This window comes from Paenibacillus sp. 01T424 (assembly GCF_056398745.1).
Window position 1 is genome coordinate 1 of record NZ_JBFTPZ010000076.1, and the last position, 20407, is coordinate 20407.

Here is a 20407-nt window from a genome sequence, read left to right on the forward strand (position 1 = left end):
ATGAGATTTCCCAGTATGTAAGACCCCTTGAAGACGACGAGGTTGATAGGTTCGGGGTGGAAGCACAGCAATGTGTGTAGCTGACGAATACTAATCGGTCGAGGGCTTATCCTAAACACGTTTACTGTGACCCATACATCCAGTAGACAACAGCATAAAGGCTTCAGCAAGCCTAATCTTTCGTATCCAGTTTTCAGCGTGCAACACGCTACGTTTGGTGGCGATGGCGGAGGGGAACCACGCGTTCCCATACCGAACACGACCGTTAAGCCCTCCAGCGCCAATGGTACTTAGACCGCAGGGTCTTGGGAGAGTAGGACGTCGCCAAGCACGAGAGACCTATCGCATGTGATGCGATAGGTTTTTTTGTTGTTTATGCGGTATGATAGGGTTATATCAAATTTGGAGGTGCTTCGAATTGGAAACACGTATCGTTATTAAGCATACCGGTATAGAGCAATTTGACGAGAGTATGGCTTTATCTCAATTTGCATTTCAATATGAACGTTCTGCTGCAGAACTAGAACAAACGAAAGAGCAGTATGAGAGTGAGCCTACTGTAAGGTACGGAGCGTATGTCGATAATCAGTTGGCTGCGCAAGCTGCAGTGTTGAAGCTGCAAACATATATCGGAGGCAAGGTTTTTGATATGGGAGGTGTTGCAGGTGTTGCGACATGGCCAGAGTTCAGGAGGCAGGGGCTAGTTGCTCAAATACTCATTCAATCGCTAATAGAGATGAAGGAGAACGGTCAAACGGTTTCTTTTCTACATCCTTTTTCATTCAGCTTTTATCGTAAATTTGGATGGGAAACCTACACTGAACATAAAACCTATACGATTAAGACGGATATGCTTCCAGCGAGAATAGCATACGAGGGTAGGTTTGAGCGCATTACAGGAAACTATGGTTTGCTGAACGACGTCTATCAAGCCTATGCATCTCAATTTAATGGCTCGTTGGTGCGTGACGACTTCTGGTGGAAGTATCGGATTAACAGAAGAAAACCAGGACAAACTGCACTTTATTACGATAAGAGCGGAGCAGCACAAGGCTACGTCATTTATGAAGTTAAAAACAGCCGGTTAACGGTCCATGAGTTTGTTCATTTAAATGAGCCTGCAAGAGCTGCAATATGGTCATTTCTTGCACAGCATGATTCAATGATCGAAGAGCTGACGATTAAAATGCCATCTAACGATCGCCTTCCCTACTTGCTGAGCAATCCGAGAATAAAACAGGAAATCACACCTTATTTTATGGCTCGAATTGTGGATGCGGAAGGTTTTGTGAGCCAATATGATTTTAAGGCAGCAGATCATGCCGATGACATTCATATTCAACTGATCGACGCTCAAGCTCCATGGAATAATGGTCATTTTTTACTTCATATCGATGCGTCTGGGAAAGCTTCACTTCGTCGTAAGGACGATAGTGAAAAAATAGATGAGGCAATTAAACTGGATATTGGTTCCTTTACGAGTGTGCTATTTGGGTATATTCAGTTAGAGCAATTAGCCCAATTCGCACGCATAGAAGGAGATATAGGATTGGTTAAACGCTTACAATCTCGTATTCCCGAACGAACTACGTATTTACCTGACTTTTTCTAAAGAAATAGCAGGCTTTGAGACTTCCAAATCGAGTATAAAACAGGATGAACAAAGGTATTCATCAGCCTTGACAGCCTATACCCCCTCTGCTAATATTGCTAATAATATATGTGAGACGTACTTAAAATAAGGGAGGAACATACTCGTGTGGGAAACGAAATTCGCCAAAGAAGGGCTAACGTTTGACGACGTCCTGCTTATTCCGCGCAAATCAGAAGTGCTGCCTAGGGAAGTTGACATCTCGATTCGATTAAGCGAGGACATTAAGCTAAACATTCCGCTCATTAGCGCTGGTATGGACACCGTTACAGAAGCCGCATTGGCGATTGCAATTGCGCGTGAGGGTGGTATCGGCATTATCCATAAGAACATGTCGATTACACAGCAAGCGGAGGAAGTTGACCGTGTAAAACGTTCGGAGAGCGGTGTAATTACAAATCCGTTTTCGCTTACGCCTGATCACCATGTTTACGACGCAGAAGAATTGATGGGAAAATACCGCATCTCAGGCGTACCGATTGTTGATCAAGATAAGAAGCTTGTAGGTATTTTGACCAACCGTGATTTGCGTTTCGTACATGATTATTCAATTAAGATAAATGAAGTTATGACTCGTAACAACCTTGTAACGGCACCTGTTGGCACAACGCTGCAGGAAGCGGAGGGCCTTCTTCAAAAGCACAAGATTGAGAAGCTGCCGCTGATTGATGAGTCCAATACACTTAAAGGTCTTATTACGATTAAAGATATTGAGAAAGCAATCCAATTCCCTAATGCGGCGAAGGATAAGCATGGTCGCTTGCTTTGCGGAGCAGCGGTTGGTATTTCGAAGGATACTATGGATCGTGCAGAAGCATTGGTTCAATCAGGAATTGATGTTCTTGTTGTAGACTCGGCACATGGTCACCACATTAATATTTTGGATGCAGTTCGTAAGCTTCGTGCTACTTACCCAGACCTTACTATTATTGCAGGTAACGTTGCTACTGGCGATGCTACCCGTGATCTTATCGAAGCAGGCGCTTCCGTAGTTAAAGTAGGGATTGGTCCTGGATCGATCTGTACAACTCGCGTTATCGCTGGTATCGGTGTTCCACAAATTACTGCGATTTATGATTGCGCGTCAGTTGCTCGTGAATACAATATTCCGGTTATTGCAGACGGCGGTATTAAGTACTCCGGTGACATTACGAAAGCAATCGCATCTGGAGCAAGCGCGATTATGATCGGAAGCTTGTTCGCAGGTACAGCTGAAAGCCCTGGCGAAACTGAAATTTTCCAAGGACGCAGCTTTAAAGTCTACCGTGGAATGGGCTCGCTTGGCGCTATGAAGGAAGGAAGCAAGGATCGTTACTTCCAAGAGAACGAGAACAAGCTTGTTCCGGAAGGTATCGAAGGACGCGTTCCTTACAAAGGGCCGCTTGCTGACACTGTGCATCAATTGCTCGGCGGCTTGCGTTCAGGTATGGGCTATTGCGGTACAGCTTCTCTGGACGAGCTTAAGAACGATACACAATTCGTTCGTATTACAGGTTCTGGTCTTCGTGAAAGCCATCCACATGATGTGCAAATTACGAAAGAAGCACCAAACTATTCACTTTAAGCTATACTTTCTAGATACGATAATAACAGACAAGGAAAGGCGACTGAGTCGCTGGCMCTTGTCTGTTTTTTTTATGAAGGATTACTCATTGTTCTGTAACCTGTTTGTGGTTTAATTGTTAGGCTTCGATATGTTACAATTAACAACGGACAAACCAAGTGGGAAAAGGGGAGACGACGTTGAAGGAAATGGTAAGGCCGGTTCGAATAAAGACGGTCATCGCTGCAAGTTTGGCGGTTTGGATGGTAATGCTGTCGCTTGGTTCTGCGGTAGCAATGGCGAATGGATATCAAGGAAGAGAAAGTACGAAAAACGATTTAGGTTTACAAGTGAAAGCTGCTATTCTAATTGATGCGGATTCAGGACAAGTTTTGTATGAAGTTAATTCAGAGGAGCCGCTCCCTGCAGCAAGTATGACGAAGTTAATGACGGAATATATCGTTCTTGAGGAAATTACGAATGAACGCCTGTCCTGGGATGAGGTTATTACCACTAGTGCGGAAGCGGCCTCAACGCCATCGGATGGATCATCTGTATTTTTAGCTCAAGGAGATCAACATACGGTTAGAGATTTGTACAAAGCAATGGCAGTTGGTTCTGCGAATGATGCAACGATTGCATTAGCATCGCAAATAGCTGGAAGTGAGCAAGGGTTTGTAAAGAAGATGAATGAGGTAGCTGCGGAGTTGGGTCTTAAAACAGCTATTTTTACAAGTGCGACTGGTCTATCGGAGACAACTGTTATTTCTGCGACGGACATGGCGAAGCTAGCACAAATTATTTTGAGCAAGCACCCTGAATTTTTGGATTATTCTAAGCTGCAGGAATATAAATTCCGTGAACGCGACAAGGATCCAATCATCAACATTAACTGGATGCTTGGTACAAACGTGAATCAAAAGGGCCTTAAGCACTTAGCTTATGAAGGCGTTGACGGCATGAAAACAGGCTTCATTAATGCTGCTGGCTACAACTTCACGGGTACTGTAAAAAGAGGCGAGCAGCGTTTTATTAGCGTCGTTATGGATACTGCTACAAAGTCTGCTCGTTTCAATGAAACGGCTAAGATGTACAACTACGGTTTCAGCACTTTTGAGAAAAAGACGGTGCTTGCGCCAAAATCTGTGGTAGAAACAGCGAAAACGGTTAAGATTAAAAAGGGTAAAAAGAAAACCTTGCCGATCGTAACGGAAAAAGATATTACGTTTATGGTTAAGAAGGGCGTAGAGCCTAAAATCGAGGTTGTATCCAGCGACGTGAAGTCAGAAGCTGAGCTGGTAGCTCCGATTCCAGCAGGCACGGTTGTAGGTACAGTAACTTACAAGTACACGGATGCCGAAACGAAACAAGAGCTCAAAAAAACGGTTAGCCTCGTTACAACGGAGGATGGAACGAAAGCAGGCTGGTTCCGCTTGATGTTCCGTGGAATTGGAGATTTTTTCTCAGGTTTATTTAATGGAATCGTCAATTTGTTCTAATCCGAGTAGAAAACAGGGGAATAAAGCAAATCAAGGCTTGTCGATTATTCTTGCATCCTGTAAAATCAATGGTTAGAACAACTGCGGTAATATACAAATTAATGGATGAAAATAGGAGGATTTTAGCATGGAAACAGGTACATCGCGCGTAAAACGCGGCATGGCAGAAATGCAAAAAGGCGGCGTCATTATGGACGTTATGAGCGCCGAGCAAGCGAAAGTAGCAGAAGCAGCAGGAGCAACAGCGGTAATGGCGCTTGAGCGCGTCCCTTCCGAAATTCGTGCAGCAGGCGGAGTAGCTCGTATGGCTGATCCGACAATTGTAGAAGAAGTAATGAAAGTTGTATCGATTCCAGTTATGGCAAAGGCTCGTATCGGGCATTATGTAGAAGCAAAAGTGCTCGAATCCATGGGCGTTGACTATATCGATGAGAGTGAAGTACTTACACCAGCAGATGAAGTATTCCACATCAGCAAGCATGAGTTTACGATTCCATTCGTATGCGGAGCAAAAGATCTTGGAGAAGCGTTGCGCCGTATTCAAGAGGGAGCAGCAATGCTTCGTACGAAAGGTGAGCCGGGAACAGGCAATATCGTAGAGGCTGTTCGTCACCTTCGCTTGATCAATGGACAAATTCGTAAAATTCAAGGTTTGTCGAAGGACGAGCTTTATCATGAAGCTAAGGTTCTTGGCGTAGCTTATGACTTGCTTCTTAACGTACATGAAACAGGTAAGCTTCCTGTCGTGAACTTCGCAGCAGGCGGAGTAGCTACACCATCCGATGCAGCTTTGATGATGCATCTTGGAGCAGACGGCGTATTCGTAGGTTCTGGTATTTTCACATCAGAAAACCCAGAGAAATTCGCTCGTGCAATCGTTGAAGCAACGACACATTACCAAGATTACAAGCTAATTGCTGAAGTGTCGAAAAACTTGGGAGCAGCTATGAAGGGAATCGAAATTTCCAAGCTTAACTCCTCCGAGCGTATGCAAGACCGCGGTATCTAATAGTTGTAATATGCAGGTGCCGGCTTAGCGCGAATAGTGCTGCCGGCTCTTGCCCGTAAAGGAAGGCGAGTAGAGCGATGAAGATAGGCGTACTAGCGCTTCAAGGCGCAGTGGCAGAGCATATACGAAGCTTAGAAGCGGCGGGCGCAGAGGCGGTCGCCGTTAAGCGGGTTGAGCAGCTTGAAGAGCTGCAAGGGCTTGTTATTCCAGGCGGCGAGAGCACGACGATCGGCAAGCTGATGCGCAATTATGGCTTCATGGAGGCTATTAAGGATTTCTCTGAACAAGGCAAGCCATTGTTCGGCACTTGTGCTGGTCTTATCGTTTTGGCTGATGAAATAGAAGGCCAAGAGGATGCGCATTTGCGCCTTATGGATATGACCGTTGCAAGAAACGCATTCGGGCGTCAACAAGAAAGCTTTGAGACGGATTTGGATGTCAAAGGCATTGACGAACCGGTTCGCGCTGTATTTATCCGAGCTCCATTGATCAAAAAAGTTGGAGCAGGCGTAGACGTATTGTCTACATACCGAGATGAAATTGTAACAGCAAGACAGGGACATCTTCTAGCTGTATCGTATCATCCGGAGCTAACGGACGATTATAGGCTGCATGCATACTTCGTTGATATGGTGAAGGAAGCAGCTGCAAGCAAGGAATAAACGTTTACAATAATAAAATTACTCCCTTCAGAGAGGGGCTTTTGGATCGTGCTGGATGTAAAATTGTTAAGAAATGAATTTGAGAAGGTTGAGAAAGCGCTGCTTGATCGCGGAGCTTCCCTTGATCTTATTGCTAATTTTCCTGCGCTCGACACTAGGCGCCGTGATCTTATTCAAGAGACGGAGCAGCTGAAGAGCAGACGCAATACGGTTTCGCAGGATGTAGCTAAACTCAAACGCACAGGCGGCGACGCAGAATCGCTTATCCTTGAGATGAGAGAGGTTGGCGACCGCATTAAAGAGCTTGACGATGAACTTCGTGAGCTGGATGTACAAGTGATTGAGCTGACTCAAGCGATCCCTAACATTCCTAGCGATAGCGTGCCAGTCGGCAAGTCGGAGGAAGATAATGTAGAGCTGCGCATAAATGGCGAGGTTCCAACCTTTGATTTTGAGCCCAAGCCACATTGGGAGCTTGCGCAATCACTCGGCATATTGGATTTCGAGCGTGCAGCGAAGGTAACGGGATCACGTTTCACGTTCTACCGCGGCCTTGGAGCTCGTCTTGAGCGTGCGCTTATCAGCTTTATGATGGATCTTCACAGCGATAAGCACGGTTATGAGGAAGTATTGCCTCCTTATATCGTTAATCGTGACAGCTTGATCGGTACGGGTCAGCTTCCGAAGTTTGAAGAGGATTTATTCAAAATTTCGGATTCAGATTATTTCCTCATTCCGACTGCAGAGGTTCCAGTTACAAACCTGCACCGCGAAGAGATTTTGCCGATTGAAGAGCTTCCGAAATATTTTGTAGCTTACAGCTCATGCTTCCGTTCAGAAGCAGGTTCTGCAGGGCGTGATACACGTGGTTTGATTCGTCAGCATCAGTTCAACAAGGTTGAATTGATCAAATTGACGAAACCGGAGGATTCATACGAAGAGCTGGAGAAAATGACCGCTAACGCGGAGAAGGTTTTGCAGCTACTAGGACTTCCTTACCGTGTTCTAACGCTTTGTACGGGAGATATGGGCTTCACAGCGGCTAAAACATATGACCTTGAAGTGTGGCTGCCAAGTGCAGGCACGTATCGTGAAATTTCGTCCTGCTCAAATGTAGAGGATTTCCAAGCTCGCCGTGCGGGTATTCGTTTCCGCAGAGATACGAAGAGCAAGCCGGAATTCGTTCATACATTGAATGGTTCGGGACTTGCTGTAGGCCGTACTTTTGCGGCAATTATCGAGAACTTCCAGCAAGCGGACGGTTCTGTGACGATCCCAGAAGTACTGCGTCCGTATATGGGCGGCATTAGTTCGATCGATTCAACAAAGCTTTAAAATTTTTTTTTGCCACATGGTCAAAATACACTTGCATTTTTATTTTGACCTGTGGTATTATATTTCTTGTGACAATTGAACGATGGAGAGATACCGAAGCGGTCATAACGGGGCAGTCTTGAAAACTGTTAGGGCGCAAGCCCACGTGGGTTCGAGTCCCACTCTCTCCTCCATATTTTTTAAAATGTACATGACAAGCCCAGACGCTAAGCGTTTGGGCTTTTTTTTCATTCTATCCCCTCGTATAAAATAATGCCGCACTTCGCATGTTATACGATGTGGAGGTGCTTCATTTAATGGGTAAATCAGATGAACTGCAAATGAATCAAGAAAACTTGGCAGATGCTTGGCGTCAAACCTTGCCAGAGACGCTAAAAGACGCTGACCGCAGCAGAGTGCTGCCTGATGAGTCAGATTCCAAAGCGCTGCGCGTAACGATCGATACAGCCGGACATCAAATGTATTCGTTTGATTTTAAAGTTACTTATGTAGATAGCCGTGAAGTGAAGGTTGAGCTTATCGATGTGGAGAAAGACAAGGTATCCATCGATGAGCGTGGAGACATCATTCAAGAGCTGATACAAAATTACACTAGACATCTGCATGAATGTGCTCAAGCGCTCCAACGCTTGACGCATGCTTAGAGGAGAGAGCTGCTTATGACGAAGGCACAAGGAACGGCTGATAAAAACTTAACTAATGTGGTAGAAGCTTTGGAGGTTGAGGCGGTTAACAGCCATCAAGCTCAGCAATTGCAGCAGGATAAGAACGATCGAAGCAATCAGGATGACATGAACCATGATCATCCAACAGATTTAGAACATCAAAAAAATTAACGCTTCCCTCGAAGCCGATGAGATCTAAATAGGAGGAATTCAAATGTCGAAGCCAGACAGCATTCCGGTGCCGGAAAGCAATCCGCAAAATAATCGGAAGCGTAATGACGGAGGCGGGCAGCAAGAGCCGCTTTCTGGATCTAAGAAAACAAAGCAGCGTAATCATGTGGATCATCATAACCCGCAAGGATAGATCAATGTGCTGTTAAAAGCTAGTTCAAACGTCCCGTTTCAGTACGCTGAAACGGGATTTTTTGGATATAACTTCTAAATGAAGTTATTTTAGTATAGAATGGAGGTGCTCACAAAAAGATAGGGAGGAACATACTACATGAAGAATGTTCAAAAAATAGCGGTTCTTATGTTAGCCGTTATTTTAGTTGTTATTGCAGGCTGCAGCTCGGCAAAACCACCGAAGGAAGCTTTGCAGGCGGCTATGACGAAAATTAATGAAGCGGACTCATATGCAGTAAAAATGTCATTTGGCTTGGATGAATTGGAAGTTCCACAAACGGCAACTTTGGAAGGCAACGCAGCTGCTACAGCAGCAATCGTAGGGATGATTAAAGATGCAACCATTACAGTTGATGCTGTATATAAGAAAAAACCGATGCGTACCGATATGAATATGCAAATCGTAGTGCCAGGCGACATGGAGATGAAGTTAACGGTACCTATGATTATGACTGAGGAAGCGCTGTATGTGAAAATACCGCAAGTTCCGATGCTGCCATTGCCGGAGACGATTACAAGTAAATTTATTAAAATTGATCTAAAGGAGCTTGCTGAGAAAGAAGGCACGGCTAAGCTGGATCTTGCTGCACAACAAAAGTTAGGCAAGGAACTCGGAGAAGTAATGCTTAAGCATTTTGACGAGAAAACATACTTCAGCCAGCCTAAGGCTGAGGCAGCTGGCCTGCCTGCTGATATGAAAGCAGATCAAATCATCGCCTTTGAGATTAATGAAAGCAACTATCCAAAAACAGTAGAAACCATCGTTAACCAAGTGCTGCCTGAGGTGCTAAATGTATTGCTTGCTAATGAAGCATCATTAAAGACTCTTCAGCTTGATAAGGCGGACATCGAGAAGATGAAGTCGGATCTTGAGACGAACAAAGCAGAGATTCTAACCACATTTAAAAATGATGTTAAAGTGAATACTCTGAAAGTAACGGGCGCTATCACAGATGGATATCTTGCTTACCAATCGGGTAAGGTAAGCATTGAAGGCTCTGACAAAGAGAGCGGCCAGAAGATGAAGCTTGGCCTTCATTATGATGTTACTTACTCCGAGATTAATAAAGATGCGAAGTTCGAGGGTGAAATTCCTACGGATGCGATTACACTGGACGAACTGACACAGATGTTCCAATTGCCAGTTGGTATGTAATAGATTGAAAATGAAGCAGCTCCTGAGTGTCAGGAGCTGCTTTTTTAGTGAAGCGGGTGTTCTTACAAAGCGACAACCATCGATTTTTTTAGAAGCTCTTTCATCATTTGAGCAGCTTTTACCTTAACATTCAAGCAAGCGGAAATTTCAAGCTGATAATTGCCACTCAGCAGCTCGCTGCGCAGTTGTTCAGCTGTTTCGCAAACGTTATCTACATGATTAACAACGCTGCCGAACTGCAGAGGCTGATGTGAGTCGCTTCCTGCAATGACCTTTAAGCCAAGATGATCTGCGAACTGTCGAACCTGATCAGCCATGCCGAAACCATATTGGAATAAATCTTTTGCATTTATATCAAGCGCATCGAGGCGTCTGAGTGTGTCAGCATCATGGTGAGTGAGCGGCGTGCTTTCTCTCATGGGATGAGCACCAATTCGAAGCAAGGGATAGCCGTCGGTGCGGTTCATCAGCTCTTCTAAAGCGATAAAGCTATCTTTTGCGGTATGGGGTTCAAGCTGCTGCCTCAGATCACGAATATGGCTGCGGTTTCCAATGATTAGAATATGGCCTTTATTCGCTACATCAACCTCCATGCCAGAGAAAACCTTCAAGCCCTCCACGACATAATAATCACCTTTGTATTCAAAATGATGATCCAGCTGATCCATCATATCGGCAAAGTGAAGCGTGTTAAAATGCTCGGTCAACGCCACCGCGTGCAGACCGTTTTCTTTGGCTTCGTGAGCCATGGAAAGGAAGTAGTCGAGTGAAAAATTTGTTTTCTTTGACAGCTTGCCATGTGTATGCAAATCGATGCTCATCATTAGTGTGTTATCTCCATTCCATTATGTAATTTTAAAAGGAAATGAATTGTCCAAAAGCAACCAGCCCGATCATATAGAACAGGGAGCAGCTTAAGAAAATAAAATCATGCGGTCGAACCTGCATATGGGCAAGCCTAAGCTTCTTCGTCTCAGGGCTGACAAGCGAATAGGTAAAGCCGCGCACCTCCAATGCTTCGACCGTCGTTCTCGTTCGCTTAGCTGTATTCAGAATGAGCGGATAAAAGGCATAAACGCTAATCTTCGCCATGTATATAATTGAACGCCAGTGAAGAAAACCCTTATTGCGGGGAGCGCGGCCGCGCAATCGGAATGAGTGAATAAGGTTATGGTACTCCTCAATTAGAATAGGAAGCATCCTATAGCCGTAGGACACACCAAAGCTGAATTGTCCAGGCATCCCCATACTAAGCAGGGCGTCACTCAGCTTCTCGGGATCCATGCTAGAGAACACGGCAATGCTGGCCAGCGAGATGATTAATATTTTTAATGTTAAGGTCAATAACGGCCATACGCCCGCTAGACTCCCTCCGAAGAAGATGGAGCCGAAAAAAATATAACTAATCTCACTTACCAGGCCGACGCCCATAATAAGTAGAACAAGTGGACTTACCTTTGAAGATAAAGTAAGGACAAGCATTGGAATAAGCAAGCCAAGCAGAATGCCTTTATTATGAAAGAACCAAGGCGCTATGGCGAAAAAGGAATACCAAATCAGGAGGATACGCGGATCAAAGCGCGACAGAAAGGTCGATTGTCTGCCGAAAGCGGTACGCATCAGCTCAATTTTAATTTGTTCTACGCTCAGCTTGTCGAGCATGCTTTGTTTAATTGCTTCCAACCGTAATCTCCTCCTGCTCAAATGGGTTTGACGGATTTATATTTTTGATAAGCCGCGTGGTGAATTCATTGACAGATAGGCAAGGCGGCTCGAAACCCAGTCTTTGACTAAGCAAAGCGATTTGCGGCGCAATGAGACCTGCTTGTTTGAGAATGGCAACATGGTTGAATAAAGAGCGTTCATCTGTATCAAGTGCGACGCAGCCATCATGCATAACGATAACGCGATTTGCCCATTCGGCAACCAGCTGCATATCATGTGTCGCTATGATGGTCGTTTTTACATGATCCTGCAGCTGCGCAAGCATTTCAGTCATTTCACGGCGGCTCGCTGCATCAAGGCTGGCTGTCGGTTCATCCAGCAGCATGACAGTGGGACGCATGGCGAGTCCGATCGCTAATGTCGCTCTGCGCTGCTGTCCGCCGCTGAGCAGTCTGCCATCTCGATCCTGCAGGGCGGTTAGCCGCAGCCTCTCCAGAATTTCATCAACAAAAGGGTGATAATCAGCAATTCCGCGGGCTTTTAGAAAATATTCAACATCCTTGCGGACGGAATCTTCAATAAACATCTCCTCTGGATTCTGATAAATATAGGAGACAAAATCAGACAGCAGTTCAGGTGAAGATTGCTTCGTAATATGCCCGCATACGGTTAAGTGTCCTTCCGTAGGGCGCCGAATGCCCGAAAGGAGCTTGAGCAGCGTTGATTTGCCCGCGCCATTATTGCCGACAAGAGCAATACGATCGCCTTCATAAAAGCTGATGCTCATGTTCCGAATGACGGGATGCATCGTTCTTGCAATTGTTTTGTAGCTATAGGAGACATTGGCAAACGTAACAAGGGGCTGCATAGTATGTTCATTATTAGAAATAGGCTTATCCGTAAGGTCAGCTGAAAGCGTGAATGACGGTTTAAGCATCTTCTCAAAATAAGCGACTGCTTCATCGATGGTGATCGGGTATTGTGATGAATCCTCACTTTTTGCTTTTCCGGAAGCAGCCTCTAGTGTACAAACAGCAAGCGTAACCTGCGGCGGTAATATATGCAGTTCAGCAAGCTCATCAACTGCAGATAATGCCTCATGGACAGGCTTCACCCAGCGTATTGTGCCGCTATCCATAAGTACGACCCTATTGCAATAGTTTGCAATAAACTCGGTATGGTGCTCAATGACGATGATTGTTTTGCCATGCTTTTCATTCAGCAGCTTAAGTTTGTCGTAGATGAGTCTAGCATGAAAGGGATCTAGCTGCGCCACGGGCTCATCGATAATAATAATTTCTGGATCGAGGGATAAAGCCCCAGCAAGCGCCGTAAGATGCTTTTGTCCGCCGCTTAGCTGCCAAATCCACTGATCCTTCAAATGATCAATGCCAAGCATGGACAAAGCTCGAAGTCCGCGTTCACGGTAATCGCTAAAGCCATAATTAAGTGGAGCAAAGCAGGCTTCATCATAGACGGTCGGCCGAACGAGCTGGTTCTCAAAATCCTGAAACACATAAGCGACCTTGCGTGACAAGGAGGATACCGTTTCCTCGGCAGCTATTAGCCCTGCAACTTCAATGGAGCCGTCTAAATCGCCGACATAATAGTTTGGAATAAGGCCGTTTAAACATTTGCAAAGCGTTGACTTGCCACTGCCATTCGTACCTGCTATAGCGATAAACTCGCCGGGTTGAACAGTAAGCTGAATGTTGTGGAGCGCCTTGTTCTCCGCTCCGGGATATTGAAATTGAATGTCCTGCAGCTTAATGATGGGAGCCGCATGCTGCGGCCCCTGCTGGTTGGCTTGGAAGGATGAAGGTCTCAAAGCTTAACATCCTCCGTCGTGCGCGCAGATTTGGATTTGGCACGAAATGCTGCGATGAGTGTTAATATGAGCACTAATGCGGCTGCAGCAGCACTAATCCAGATGAACCCACTGCCATATTGCTCAATAAATTCTGGCTCCCATACAGCAAAGTTAATATCAGACTCGGACAAAAATTCTGCAACGATTCCGATAAAAACAAATATAATTGCGGTAATGAGCAGCCGCGGCGTTATTAGCTGTCCGAATGATATAGAAACTCTGCTGTCGCGTGGTTTTATGCCGAGAAGCGGTTCGATTTTTCCATATAGACGCGGTACGAGAAATAAAGTAGGCAGCAGGGAGAAAAAGATGCCGGTTATGAGCATGGCGTTAAGGAAACCTACACCTTCGATAAGCAATATGCTTTCGGGAATGCCTGGAACAGCTTCGAGCTCTTCGATCCCAAACCAAACCTTGCTGATGTCGACAATCGCCCCAAGCATCTGGTCAATACCTACTGCAACGAACGAAGCGAGTGCGAGTTGTTTGCGATTTCGTGGATCGCTTACGAGCAGGCCAGCTATGTACATGGCAATCGTAAATTCTATGAATTTTTCCAATTCTCCTAGTCCGCCGAATTGTCCAAGCAGCAGTTCCCCGAATATAACCTCGCCGAAGGATGCGCCAAGTGCAGCATACAGCGGATTAAATAGAATACAGAGCGTTAGTGGGATAAAAGCGAAGTATTCGACCTTCAGCTCAATGGGACCAAGCTTTAGCTCAGGAATAAGCTCGGAGAACATGTTGGAAATACCGTACAAGGACATCGATAAAATGAATACCATAAGCTTCTGCGATTGCGTCAGCTCATAACGGCGCTTAGGCGCTGTAACCATTGTGATTCCTCCTAATTTGTTTTTGAGGCGGAATACGTCTCGAATGCCTCGATTCAAAACGAATTCTTCTACAATATAGAGATCGAATGTTATCAGATCATCAACAAATTATTTCGATTACGTAAAATAAATTACAAAAAAATAAAAATGAAATAAAATTATCATTTTTAATCAAAAGGTGATATACTCCGTTTAGAAAATATGCTGCGATGTTGGTATAGGCAGGAGGAATTAAAGATGACGGCTTTTCATTTGGATATGGACTTGGATAAGATGTCAAAAAGCCACCAATCCATTGCTAATTACGTGGTGGGAGCACTGCAGCAGATTCCTTATTGTACAGAGGAAGATATTGCGATGGCTGTAGGTGTCAGTACGGCGACGGTATCGCGGTTTTGGCGGACGATTGGGTTTGCTAATTTGAAGGCATTTAAGAAAACGCTGCTGCAAAGCGAGCATGCGACGCCTGCCCATAAGATGAAGAAAATATTGAATAAGGTAGATCATGAAGAGGCTGATATTGTAAGTGAAATGCTGGAGATTGCAGCAGCTAACGTAGAGGTTACTTCAAAGCGTGTAGACCGTGAGCAGTTTCATCAAGCGGTGGAGGCCATTCATAAGGCTAGAAAAGTGTATGTATTTGGAACGGGAGCAGCAGCTAGCTTGATCGAGCTCATCCGATTTCGTCTGAATCGGATAAATGTGCAAATCGAAGGTATGGCGGGGAGTGGCAGCGAGCTGCTTGAAACGCTTGTTCATGCTGATTTCAGCGATGTGCTGCTTATGTTCGGTTTTGTCAGGCGCTCACCTGAATTAACGGTGCTGCTTGAGCATGCCAAAGAGGCAGGCTACACTACAATACTGATTACGGATTTGCTCGTATCCGATATGCTGGAGCAGAGCGATCTCGTGCTGCAGGTTGATCGGGGGGAACTGGAGGGCTTTCATTCGATGGCAGCGCCAGTTGCGCTTCTTGATGCACTGTCAGTAGCCGTTACAAAGCGGCGCGGGCAGCAGGCGTTTGACCAATTGGACCGCTTGCATGTGATGAGGAAAAAATATAGCTCGCAGCTTCCTAAATAATAGAACCGCCGGAACGATTTGCGTCCCGGCGGTTCTATGTTTTATTTGAAGAAACGAATGGTTAGAGGATAGCGATAGCCATTGCCCTCTGAAGCACGCATAGACCCAATGATGGTAAATGCAATCCAGAAAATAAACAAAAGCGGTGTAGTAATAAATCCGATGAGAACAAAAATGAGCAAACCGGAAATAATGGAATAAATCATATTGCTGATCTGAAAATTGAGTGATTCCTTGCCATGCATATCCACATAGCTGGATTGATCCTTCTTCAGAAGCCAAATGATGAGTGGTCCAAGAATGTTGCCGAGCGGAATAATTACACCGCTAAAAGCAAGCAGATGGCAAAGCATGCCGTACGTTTTTTCTTCCTTATGAAGTCCGAAAGATTGATTCATTGTGTATTGCCTCCCTTAAATTGAAAACCGCCGATTAATGTGACTTATGTACTTATACGTTAACGCAGCGATAAGATATGCATAAATATATCACCGATTAGCTATTATGGGAATCCATTCCTAAAATGATGTTGTAATCGGTGGTGGTCAACTATATACTTATACATAGATAATCGATGCATAGAAATGCGATACTTAAACAGGAGGGCGTTATGAAAATTAATAAGGAGCTTATGAAAGGCAGTACCGTTATTCTTATTTTGACACTGCTTGACCGTAAGGAAATGTATGGCTATGAAATGACCAAAGAAATTGAAAAAAGCTCGAGCGGTGTGTTTACTTTTAAAGAAGGGACGCTTTATCCGATCTTACATACGCTTGAGGTGGAACAGCTGGTTGAATCGTACTGGAATGAGGATGGCAGCCGCAAACGGAAATATTATCGCATCACAGCGCGTGGAAGAGGGCAGCTGGAGGAGAAGAAGCAGGAGTGGACGTTGTTTCGGACGACGGTAGACCGCGTAATCGGGGAGGGCCATGCATGAATAACAAACCTGTTCAGTATGAGTCGATTCAGGAATACTTAGTGCAGGTTTGCAGACATGTAAAAGCAAGAGATGTGCATCGTGACATCAAGGTTGAAATGCAGAACCATCTGGACGAGCTGGTGGAGGATAAGCTAAACGAAGGGTTATCAGAGGAAGAGGCGGTTCGTGCTGCTCTAGTCCAGATGGGTGATCCTGATCAGATCGGCAAGCAGCTTCATGCAGCACATAAGCCGGTTATGGAATGGGGATTAGCCGCACTTGTCGCAATAATGGTGGGTATTGGCCTGCTTGCTATGTATGCAATGGAATTCGCTTATAGTGATCAAAATATGTATAGTGGGTTTCAATTTTTTCTTAAGAAGGCAGTTTTCACAGCGATAGGTATCGTGTTCATCATTGGTATTTATTTTTTGGACTATCGAAAATGGGAAAAGTATTCATGGTACATTTATAGCGGAACAATTTTTTTGATGGTAGCCTGTATTTTTTATGCAGTCGAAGTCAATGGTTCGAAAAGCTGGCTCACAATCGGGTCTTTTACCTTTGATGTATATGGCACATCTCCTTACCTATTTATGATTGCTTTTGCAGGGACGTTGCTTGTTAAGCATAAGGAGAAGCAGGGACTATTCAGAAATTCATTTTACTTCGGAAAAATGGTGCTTTTATATGCGATAGTGCCCACCATACTGTATAGCAAGGCAAACTCTTATCTTAATTTTATTTTATATTTATTTGGACTGACCGTATTAATGCTGTTTGTTGCAAAAACGTACAAGCTGTTTATAACCATCGTGAGTTCAATCATAACTGCAGGAACGGTGTTTATTATAAAAATAAATGATCCAGTTCGCTATAAATTCATATGGGAACGATACACTGCATTTCTAAATCCTACTGCTTCCCCTGATGATAAAAACTATTATCTCCAGAAATCATTGGAATCTATTCGTTTGGGAGGGATGTGGGGACAAGGATTTGGCGTTGAGAACCGAATGTTTCGCTATATTTATAGTGAAATGGTCTTTACATATTTGATCTACAGTCTTGGTTTGGTTTTTGGTATAGCTATAGTGCTGCTAGCCTTATTGCTGATTGTTAAAGTGATTGGCATGGCAAAAACACTCAAGGATGTATATGCTAGAGGTTTGGTCGTTGGCTCATTTTCAATTATTGGTTTTCATTTCGTCTGGAACATTCTGATGTCGTTTGGGCTGCTGCCTATGAATAGCATGACGATGCCTTTCATATCGTATGGCGGTACAAATGCCATTATCGAATTAATGGTCATGGGATTGCTGCTAAGCGTCAATCGGAGAAAAAATATGATCAGCTTACTAAATCGCGAGCCATCAAGATAAAAAAAGGGCTATCCTATTGTAGAATATCTACAGTAGGATAGCCCTCTTGATTAGAAGCTGCCTGGAGCGGGTGGACGGGTAGGGTAATTTTGCTGATTGTTTTTGGAAACGCCAATGAACAGGAATAGGGCTGTAGTAAGATGCATGATCATGCCGAGAATAGGTATCCATGCTAATACAGATGTAATGATCCCCAAAATACTGCCTACGACTGGCTTATTATGCTGCGAGCAAAGAACAAGCGTTACGATATGAAGAATGAGCGTTGCAAATAATAGCGTGTATCCAGATAACATGACTAGGGTGCCACCCAGCAAGGGGATTCCTAAGATGCCTTCAATAATAGCAGTGACTAGTAAAAGCGTACCTGCAGCTTTCATTTTATTTTCCTCCTATTTCTATATTTAAATTATTCTATGGGGCAGTTTTTGTTTTCTGTTTATCTTTGTACGCAGCAAAAGCGATCCGGGTTACATGCTTTCAAGCAAAAAGGCAGCTATCCATAGGAGAGCAGCTGGTTTTCAAAGAAAACAGCCCTGCCGAACGATACGGCAAGGCTTATATCATTATACGATGCTTATTTCAGAAACTTGCCGATAATTCCACCAAGCCCACTGTTGCTGTCATGTCCTCCTTGGCTGCCGCCAAAGGTGTTGTTGAATGCGCTGCTCTGCGTTTGCGGTTGGTAACGGTTGTCATCCATACCGAATTTCACGCCGCTCTCACGTTCAAATGGCTGTATAATAACAACCTGATTAGGGTCACTGAATTCGTACATATAAGATTCCCCGGAGGTTTGGCCGATAAGCGTTTTCCAGTTGACATCGATCTTCACACTTGGGGAAGGACCTGTCCAAGCAACGATGGCATCAGGATCTACACGGCAAGGGCCTTGCAAAACCAGTGGATTGCCTTTGGTTTTTACGGCAACCTGTGCGCCCTGTCCGTTGTAAGTAAGTTTGGATGTAAACAAGCCGCGCTGGGAGAGGACACCCGTTCCAATGATGGTAACGCCATAATGACAAGTGTCCGTAAATGCGAGCAGATCTTCACTCTCAACACTTACGCTTTGCCATGGTCCGCCTTGCTCTAAATTAATGATTGTAACATGAGAGTTCTCATCCGCGAGATATACGATGCCTTGTCCTTCGACTTCCATAATCTCTAAGTTTTCTCCCGTTACTTTACGCATACCATGGTTGATCACTTGTCCGATAACATTTCCGGAATTCGTTCCTAACAACCGCTTAGAATATTTGAATTTCTTGTTATAGGCTTGATCAGCAACCATCGATCCTTTTTTGGCAAAAAACTGGCCTTGTCCTTCTGCTTTCAAAAATAATTCCCGTTCGACCTGGAATTGAAACGGCATGCGGGGTAACCTCCATATAATATATAAAATGAAATTATAGCTGTTTCATTAACAAGTAAGCTGTTACATTGCCCCGTAATGCGCACATATGCCCGCTAGATCAAGCGACAAGCCTGTTCCAACAGCATTAAATTTCCATTCATTGCCGTGGCGATATACTTCTCCAGCTAGGATGGAGATTGAAGTGGAATAGTCCTCGGATAGATCAAATCGGCAGATCTCGGCTCCGTTTGCTTGGTTCACGACACGGATATATGCATTGGAAACTTGTCCAAAGTTTTGGTTTTTGCGAATAGCTTCATCAATTGTAACGGTAAATACGATTTTTTGGATATCCAAAGCTACTCTGGATAATTGAATTTCAACCGTCTCATCGTCACCGCTGCCTTGTCCGTCACGGTTATCACCCTTATAGCGTGTTGATCCATCGGGGCTCACGAGATTGTTGTAGAAAACGATATGACTAGTGGAAGAAACCGTGTTTGTCTGATTCAGCATAAACACCTCTGCATCTAGGTCATAGCTCTGGCCTTGCAGGTTATTTGTGTCCCATCCAAGTCCGATTTTCAATAAATCAAGCCCTGCATTATTTTTGGTCAAATCCAGCTTCTGTCCTTTGGTAAGGATAAGCCCACCATTAGGACTGGCCTGAGGAGCGGGAGCTGCGCCAAAAGCGTTATTTATTGATCCGCCCTGAATACCCCCTTGTTGGATACCGCCTTGCTGAATACCGCCCTGTTGAATGCCGCCTTGGCCTCCAAGAATGTTGGATGGTCTTCCTGGCGGATTTAAATTAATTCCCATATGAACTGCCTCCTCAATGCATAATAAAAAGCTGTTTTTTCGACAATAATTTTGGTTAAAACTGTATGTTTTGTAGAACGATATGAAACTATTTGTAGTATAGCAGATTGGAATGGAAGATTATAGCGTTGTATGACGAAATTACGAGTAGAGAAAAGAGCCTCACTTCAATAGTGAGACTTCTTAAGAAGCTTTAAGAGGATCGTCTGTTTTTTTGATCATCGAGGGATGCTTATTTAGTGAAAATCTCAGCACTATAGGTTGAAATACACTTATTTATCTCATTACGTATGTAGGCATGCGAATAAGCAATCTGGTCTTCAAAACCGCGGCAATTATAGCAATAGCTGATCTGTTCAGCAGTGTTTTTATACATGCACAGAGTAATGCTTTTCTGAAGGAGCTGCTGTGTATTTGTTGTTAGATCTGTTTTCATTTTTGCAATCATAATGTCTGCTGCCCTAGTAAAAATAGAACGTAAAGTTCGCGCTTTTCTCTCAAGCTCGCGTCTATTTCGTTCAACAATAACGAGAGCTAGTGGAAGG

The 20407-nt window shown here is 44.4% G+C and carries 22 protein-coding genes, 1 tRNA gene and 2 rRNA genes; 16 read left to right on the forward strand and 9 right to left on the reverse strand.

Annotated elements, in window-relative coordinates:
* The 13 genes from AC1DPK_RS32795 to AC1DPK_RS32855 all read left to right on the forward strand — a co-directional run.
* Positions 1-114, forward strand: a 23S ribosomal RNA gene (locus tag AC1DPK_RS32795); the annotation flags it as partial.
* A 99-nt stretch (positions 115-213) separates the two neighbouring features.
* A 5S ribosomal RNA gene (gene rrf, locus AC1DPK_RS32800) occupies positions 214-330 on the forward strand.
* An 88-nt stretch (positions 331-418) separates the two neighbouring features.
* Positions 419-1612: a GNAT family N-acetyltransferase gene (locus AC1DPK_RS32805; protein ID WP_477512881.1), complete on the forward strand. Its 1194-nt coding sequence runs from the start codon at positions 419-421 to the stop codon at positions 1610-1612.
* A gap of 145 nt (positions 1613-1757) precedes the next feature.
* Complete coding sequence (gene guaB, locus AC1DPK_RS32810) at positions 1758-3215, forward strand: IMP dehydrogenase (RefSeq protein WP_076271758.1); 1458 nt, start codon at positions 1758-1760, stop codon at positions 3213-3215.
* A gap of 188 nt (positions 3216-3403) precedes the next feature.
* Positions 3404-4693 (forward strand): D-alanyl-D-alanine carboxypeptidase family protein, encoded by a 1290-nt coding sequence (locus AC1DPK_RS32815; protein ID WP_477512890.1) that lies wholly within the window; start codon positions 3404-3406, stop codon positions 4691-4693.
* A 127-nt stretch (positions 4694-4820) separates the two neighbouring features.
* Entirely contained in the window at positions 4821-5702 is an 882-nt protein-coding gene (pdxS, locus tag AC1DPK_RS32820) for a pyridoxal 5'-phosphate synthase lyase subunit PdxS (protein WP_076271759.1), read from the forward strand.
* Between the two features lie 77 nt (positions 5703-5779).
* Entirely contained in the window at positions 5780-6364 is a 585-nt protein-coding gene (pdxT, locus tag AC1DPK_RS32825) for a pyridoxal 5'-phosphate synthase glutaminase subunit PdxT (RefSeq protein WP_441913500.1), read from the forward strand.
* Positions 6365-6412: 48 nt separating this feature from the next.
* The gene (gene serS / locus AC1DPK_RS32830) at positions 6413-7699 is read left to right on the forward strand and encodes a serine--tRNA ligase (protein WP_477512882.1); all 1287 of its coding nucleotides are present in this window, start codon (positions 6413-6415) and stop codon (positions 7697-7699) included.
* A gap of 84 nt (positions 7700-7783) precedes the next feature.
* Positions 7784-7872 (forward strand) — tRNA-Ser (locus AC1DPK_RS32835).
* 123 nt (positions 7873-7995) lie between these two features.
* On the forward strand, positions 7996-8343 hold the full coding sequence (locus tag AC1DPK_RS32840) for a hypothetical protein (RefSeq protein ID WP_083682741.1): 348 nt from the start codon (positions 7996-7998) through the stop codon (positions 8341-8343).
* A 15-nt stretch (positions 8344-8358) separates the two neighbouring features.
* On the forward strand, positions 8359-8535 hold the full coding sequence (locus AC1DPK_RS32845; RefSeq protein ID WP_477512883.1) for a hypothetical protein: 177 nt from the start codon (positions 8359-8361) through the stop codon (positions 8533-8535).
* Positions 8536-8578: 43 nt separating this feature from the next.
* Complete coding sequence (locus AC1DPK_RS32850; protein ID WP_076271763.1) at positions 8579-8728, forward strand: small acid-soluble spore protein P; 150 nt, start codon at positions 8579-8581, stop codon at positions 8726-8728.
* Positions 8729-8866: 138 nt separating this feature from the next.
* On the forward strand, positions 8867-9925 hold the full coding sequence (locus tag AC1DPK_RS32855) for a DUF302 domain-containing protein (protein WP_339205926.1): 1059 nt from the start codon (positions 8867-8869) through the stop codon (positions 9923-9925).
* Positions 9926-9987: 62 nt separating this feature from the next.
* Here AC1DPK_RS32855 and AC1DPK_RS32860 read toward each other — a convergent pair whose 3' ends face one another.
* The 4 genes from AC1DPK_RS32860 to AC1DPK_RS32875 are packed head-to-tail and all read right to left on the reverse strand — an operon-like array spanning position 9988 to position 14296.
* On the reverse strand, positions 9988-10749 hold the full coding sequence (locus tag AC1DPK_RS32860; protein ID WP_477512884.1) for a PHP-associated domain-containing protein: 762 nt from the start codon (positions 10747-10749) through the stop codon (positions 9988-9990).
* A gap of 31 nt (positions 10750-10780) precedes the next feature.
* The gene (locus AC1DPK_RS32865) at positions 10781-11608 is read right to left on the reverse strand and encodes an energy-coupling factor transporter transmembrane component T family protein (RefSeq protein ID WP_477512885.1); all 828 of its coding nucleotides are present in this window, start codon (positions 11606-11608) and stop codon (positions 10781-10783) included.
* Positions 11595-13418: an ABC transporter ATP-binding protein gene (locus tag AC1DPK_RS32870; RefSeq protein ID WP_477512886.1), complete on the reverse strand. Its 1824-nt coding sequence runs from the start codon at positions 13416-13418 to the stop codon at positions 11595-11597. Before AC1DPK_RS32870 ends, AC1DPK_RS32865 begins: the two co-directional genes overlap by 14 nt.
* Positions 13415-14296, reverse strand: a complete 882-nt coding sequence (locus AC1DPK_RS32875) for a DUF8171 family membrane protein (RefSeq protein ID WP_076271765.1) — start codon at positions 14294-14296, stop codon at positions 13415-13417. Before AC1DPK_RS32875 ends, AC1DPK_RS32870 begins: the two co-directional genes overlap by 4 nt.
* Before the next feature lie 237 nt (positions 14297-14533).
* On the opposite strand from AC1DPK_RS32875, the gene AC1DPK_RS32880 reads away from it, so the two are divergent.
* Complete coding sequence (locus AC1DPK_RS32880; protein ID WP_477512887.1) at positions 14534-15379, forward strand: MurR/RpiR family transcriptional regulator; 846 nt, start codon at positions 14534-14536, stop codon at positions 15377-15379.
* 41 nt (positions 15380-15420) lie between these two features.
* Here the strand turns inward: AC1DPK_RS32880 and AC1DPK_RS32885 are convergent, their stop codons facing one another.
* Complete coding sequence (locus AC1DPK_RS32885; RefSeq protein WP_339205934.1) at positions 15421-15777, reverse strand: DUF4870 domain-containing protein; 357 nt, start codon at positions 15775-15777, stop codon at positions 15421-15423.
* A gap of 212 nt (positions 15778-15989) precedes the next feature.
* Here AC1DPK_RS32885 and AC1DPK_RS32890 point away from each other — a divergent pair, with 212 nt between their 5' ends.
* Complete coding sequence (locus AC1DPK_RS32890) at positions 15990-16322, forward strand: PadR family transcriptional regulator (RefSeq protein WP_339205935.1); 333 nt, start codon at positions 15990-15992, stop codon at positions 16320-16322.
* Positions 16319-17686 carry an FtsW/RodA/SpoVE family cell cycle protein gene (locus AC1DPK_RS32895; RefSeq protein WP_477512888.1) on the forward strand — a complete coding sequence of 456 codons (1368 nt, stop codon included), beginning with the start codon at positions 16319-16321 and terminating at the stop codon, positions 17684-17686. Before AC1DPK_RS32890 ends, AC1DPK_RS32895 begins: the two co-directional genes overlap by 4 nt.
* Positions 17687-17736: 50 nt before the next feature.
* Here AC1DPK_RS32895 and AC1DPK_RS32900 read toward each other — a convergent pair whose 3' ends face one another.
* From AC1DPK_RS32900 to AC1DPK_RS32915, 4 genes are all read right to left on the reverse strand, one after another.
* Complete coding sequence (locus AC1DPK_RS32900) at positions 17737-18066, reverse strand: hypothetical protein (protein WP_076271770.1); 330 nt, start codon at positions 18064-18066, stop codon at positions 17737-17739.
* Positions 18067-18263: 197 nt separating this feature from the next.
* Entirely contained in the window at positions 18264-19058 is a 795-nt protein-coding gene (locus tag AC1DPK_RS32905; RefSeq protein WP_076271771.1) for an AIM24 family protein, read from the reverse strand.
* 63 nt (positions 19059-19121) lie between these two features.
* Complete coding sequence (locus AC1DPK_RS32910; protein WP_256711106.1) at positions 19122-19685, reverse strand: TerD family protein; 564 nt, start codon at positions 19683-19685, stop codon at positions 19122-19124.
* 409 nt (positions 19686-20094) lie between these two features.
* On the reverse strand, positions 20095-20407 hold a 313-nt coding region (locus tag AC1DPK_RS32915; protein ID WP_477512889.1), incomplete at its 5' end, for a YhjD family protein.

What these genes read in the sequence shown, in the direction of transcription:
- AC1DPK_RS32895 (WP_477512888.1), top strand. Translation starts at nt 16,319, where the DNA reads ATGAATAACAAACCTGTTCAGTATGAGTCGATTCAGGAATACTTAGTG.
- AC1DPK_RS32875 (WP_076271765.1), bottom strand. Translation starts at nt 14,296, where the DNA reads ATGGTTACAGCGCCTAAGCGCCGTTATGAGCTGACGCAATCGCAGAAG.
- pdxS (WP_076271759.1), top strand. Translation starts at nt 4,821, where the DNA reads ATGGAAACAGGTACATCGCGCGTAAAACGCGGCATGGCAGAAATGCAA.
- AC1DPK_RS32905 (WP_076271771.1), bottom strand. Translation starts at nt 19,058, where the DNA reads ATGCCGTTTCAATTCCAGGTCGAACGGGAATTATTTTTGAAAGCAGAA.
- AC1DPK_RS32815 (WP_477512890.1), top strand. Translation starts at nt 3,404, where the DNA reads ATGGTAAGGCCGGTTCGAATAAAGACGGTCATCGCTGCAAGTTTGGCG.
- pdxT (WP_441913500.1), top strand. Translation starts at nt 5,780, where the DNA reads ATGAAGATAGGCGTACTAGCGCTTCAAGGCGCAGTGGCAGAGCATATA.
- AC1DPK_RS32880 (WP_477512887.1), top strand. Translation starts at nt 14,534, where the DNA reads ATGACGGCTTTTCATTTGGATATGGACTTGGATAAGATGTCAAAAAGC.
- AC1DPK_RS32850 (WP_076271763.1), top strand. Translation starts at nt 8,579, where the DNA reads ATGTCGAAGCCAGACAGCATTCCGGTGCCGGAAAGCAATCCGCAAAAT.
- AC1DPK_RS32840 (WP_083682741.1), top strand. Translation starts at nt 7,996, where the DNA reads ATGGGTAAATCAGATGAACTGCAAATGAATCAAGAAAACTTGGCAGAT.
- AC1DPK_RS32900 (WP_076271770.1), bottom strand. Translation starts at nt 18,066, where the DNA reads ATGAAAGCTGCAGGTACGCTTTTACTAGTCACTGCTATTATTGAAGGC.
- AC1DPK_RS32845 (WP_477512883.1), top strand. Translation starts at nt 8,359, where the DNA reads ATGACGAAGGCACAAGGAACGGCTGATAAAAACTTAACTAATGTGGTA.
- AC1DPK_RS32890 (WP_339205935.1), top strand. Translation starts at nt 15,990, where the DNA reads ATGAAAATTAATAAGGAGCTTATGAAAGGCAGTACCGTTATTCTTATT.
- AC1DPK_RS32885 (WP_339205934.1), bottom strand. Translation starts at nt 15,777, where the DNA reads ATGAATCAATCTTTCGGACTTCATAAGGAAGAAAAAACGTACGGCATG.
- AC1DPK_RS32855 (WP_339205926.1), top strand. Translation starts at nt 8,867, where the DNA reads ATGAAGAATGTTCAAAAAATAGCGGTTCTTATGTTAGCCGTTATTTTA.
- AC1DPK_RS32860 (WP_477512884.1), bottom strand. Translation starts at nt 10,749, where the DNA reads ATGATGAGCATCGATTTGCATACACATGGCAAGCTGTCAAAGAAAACA.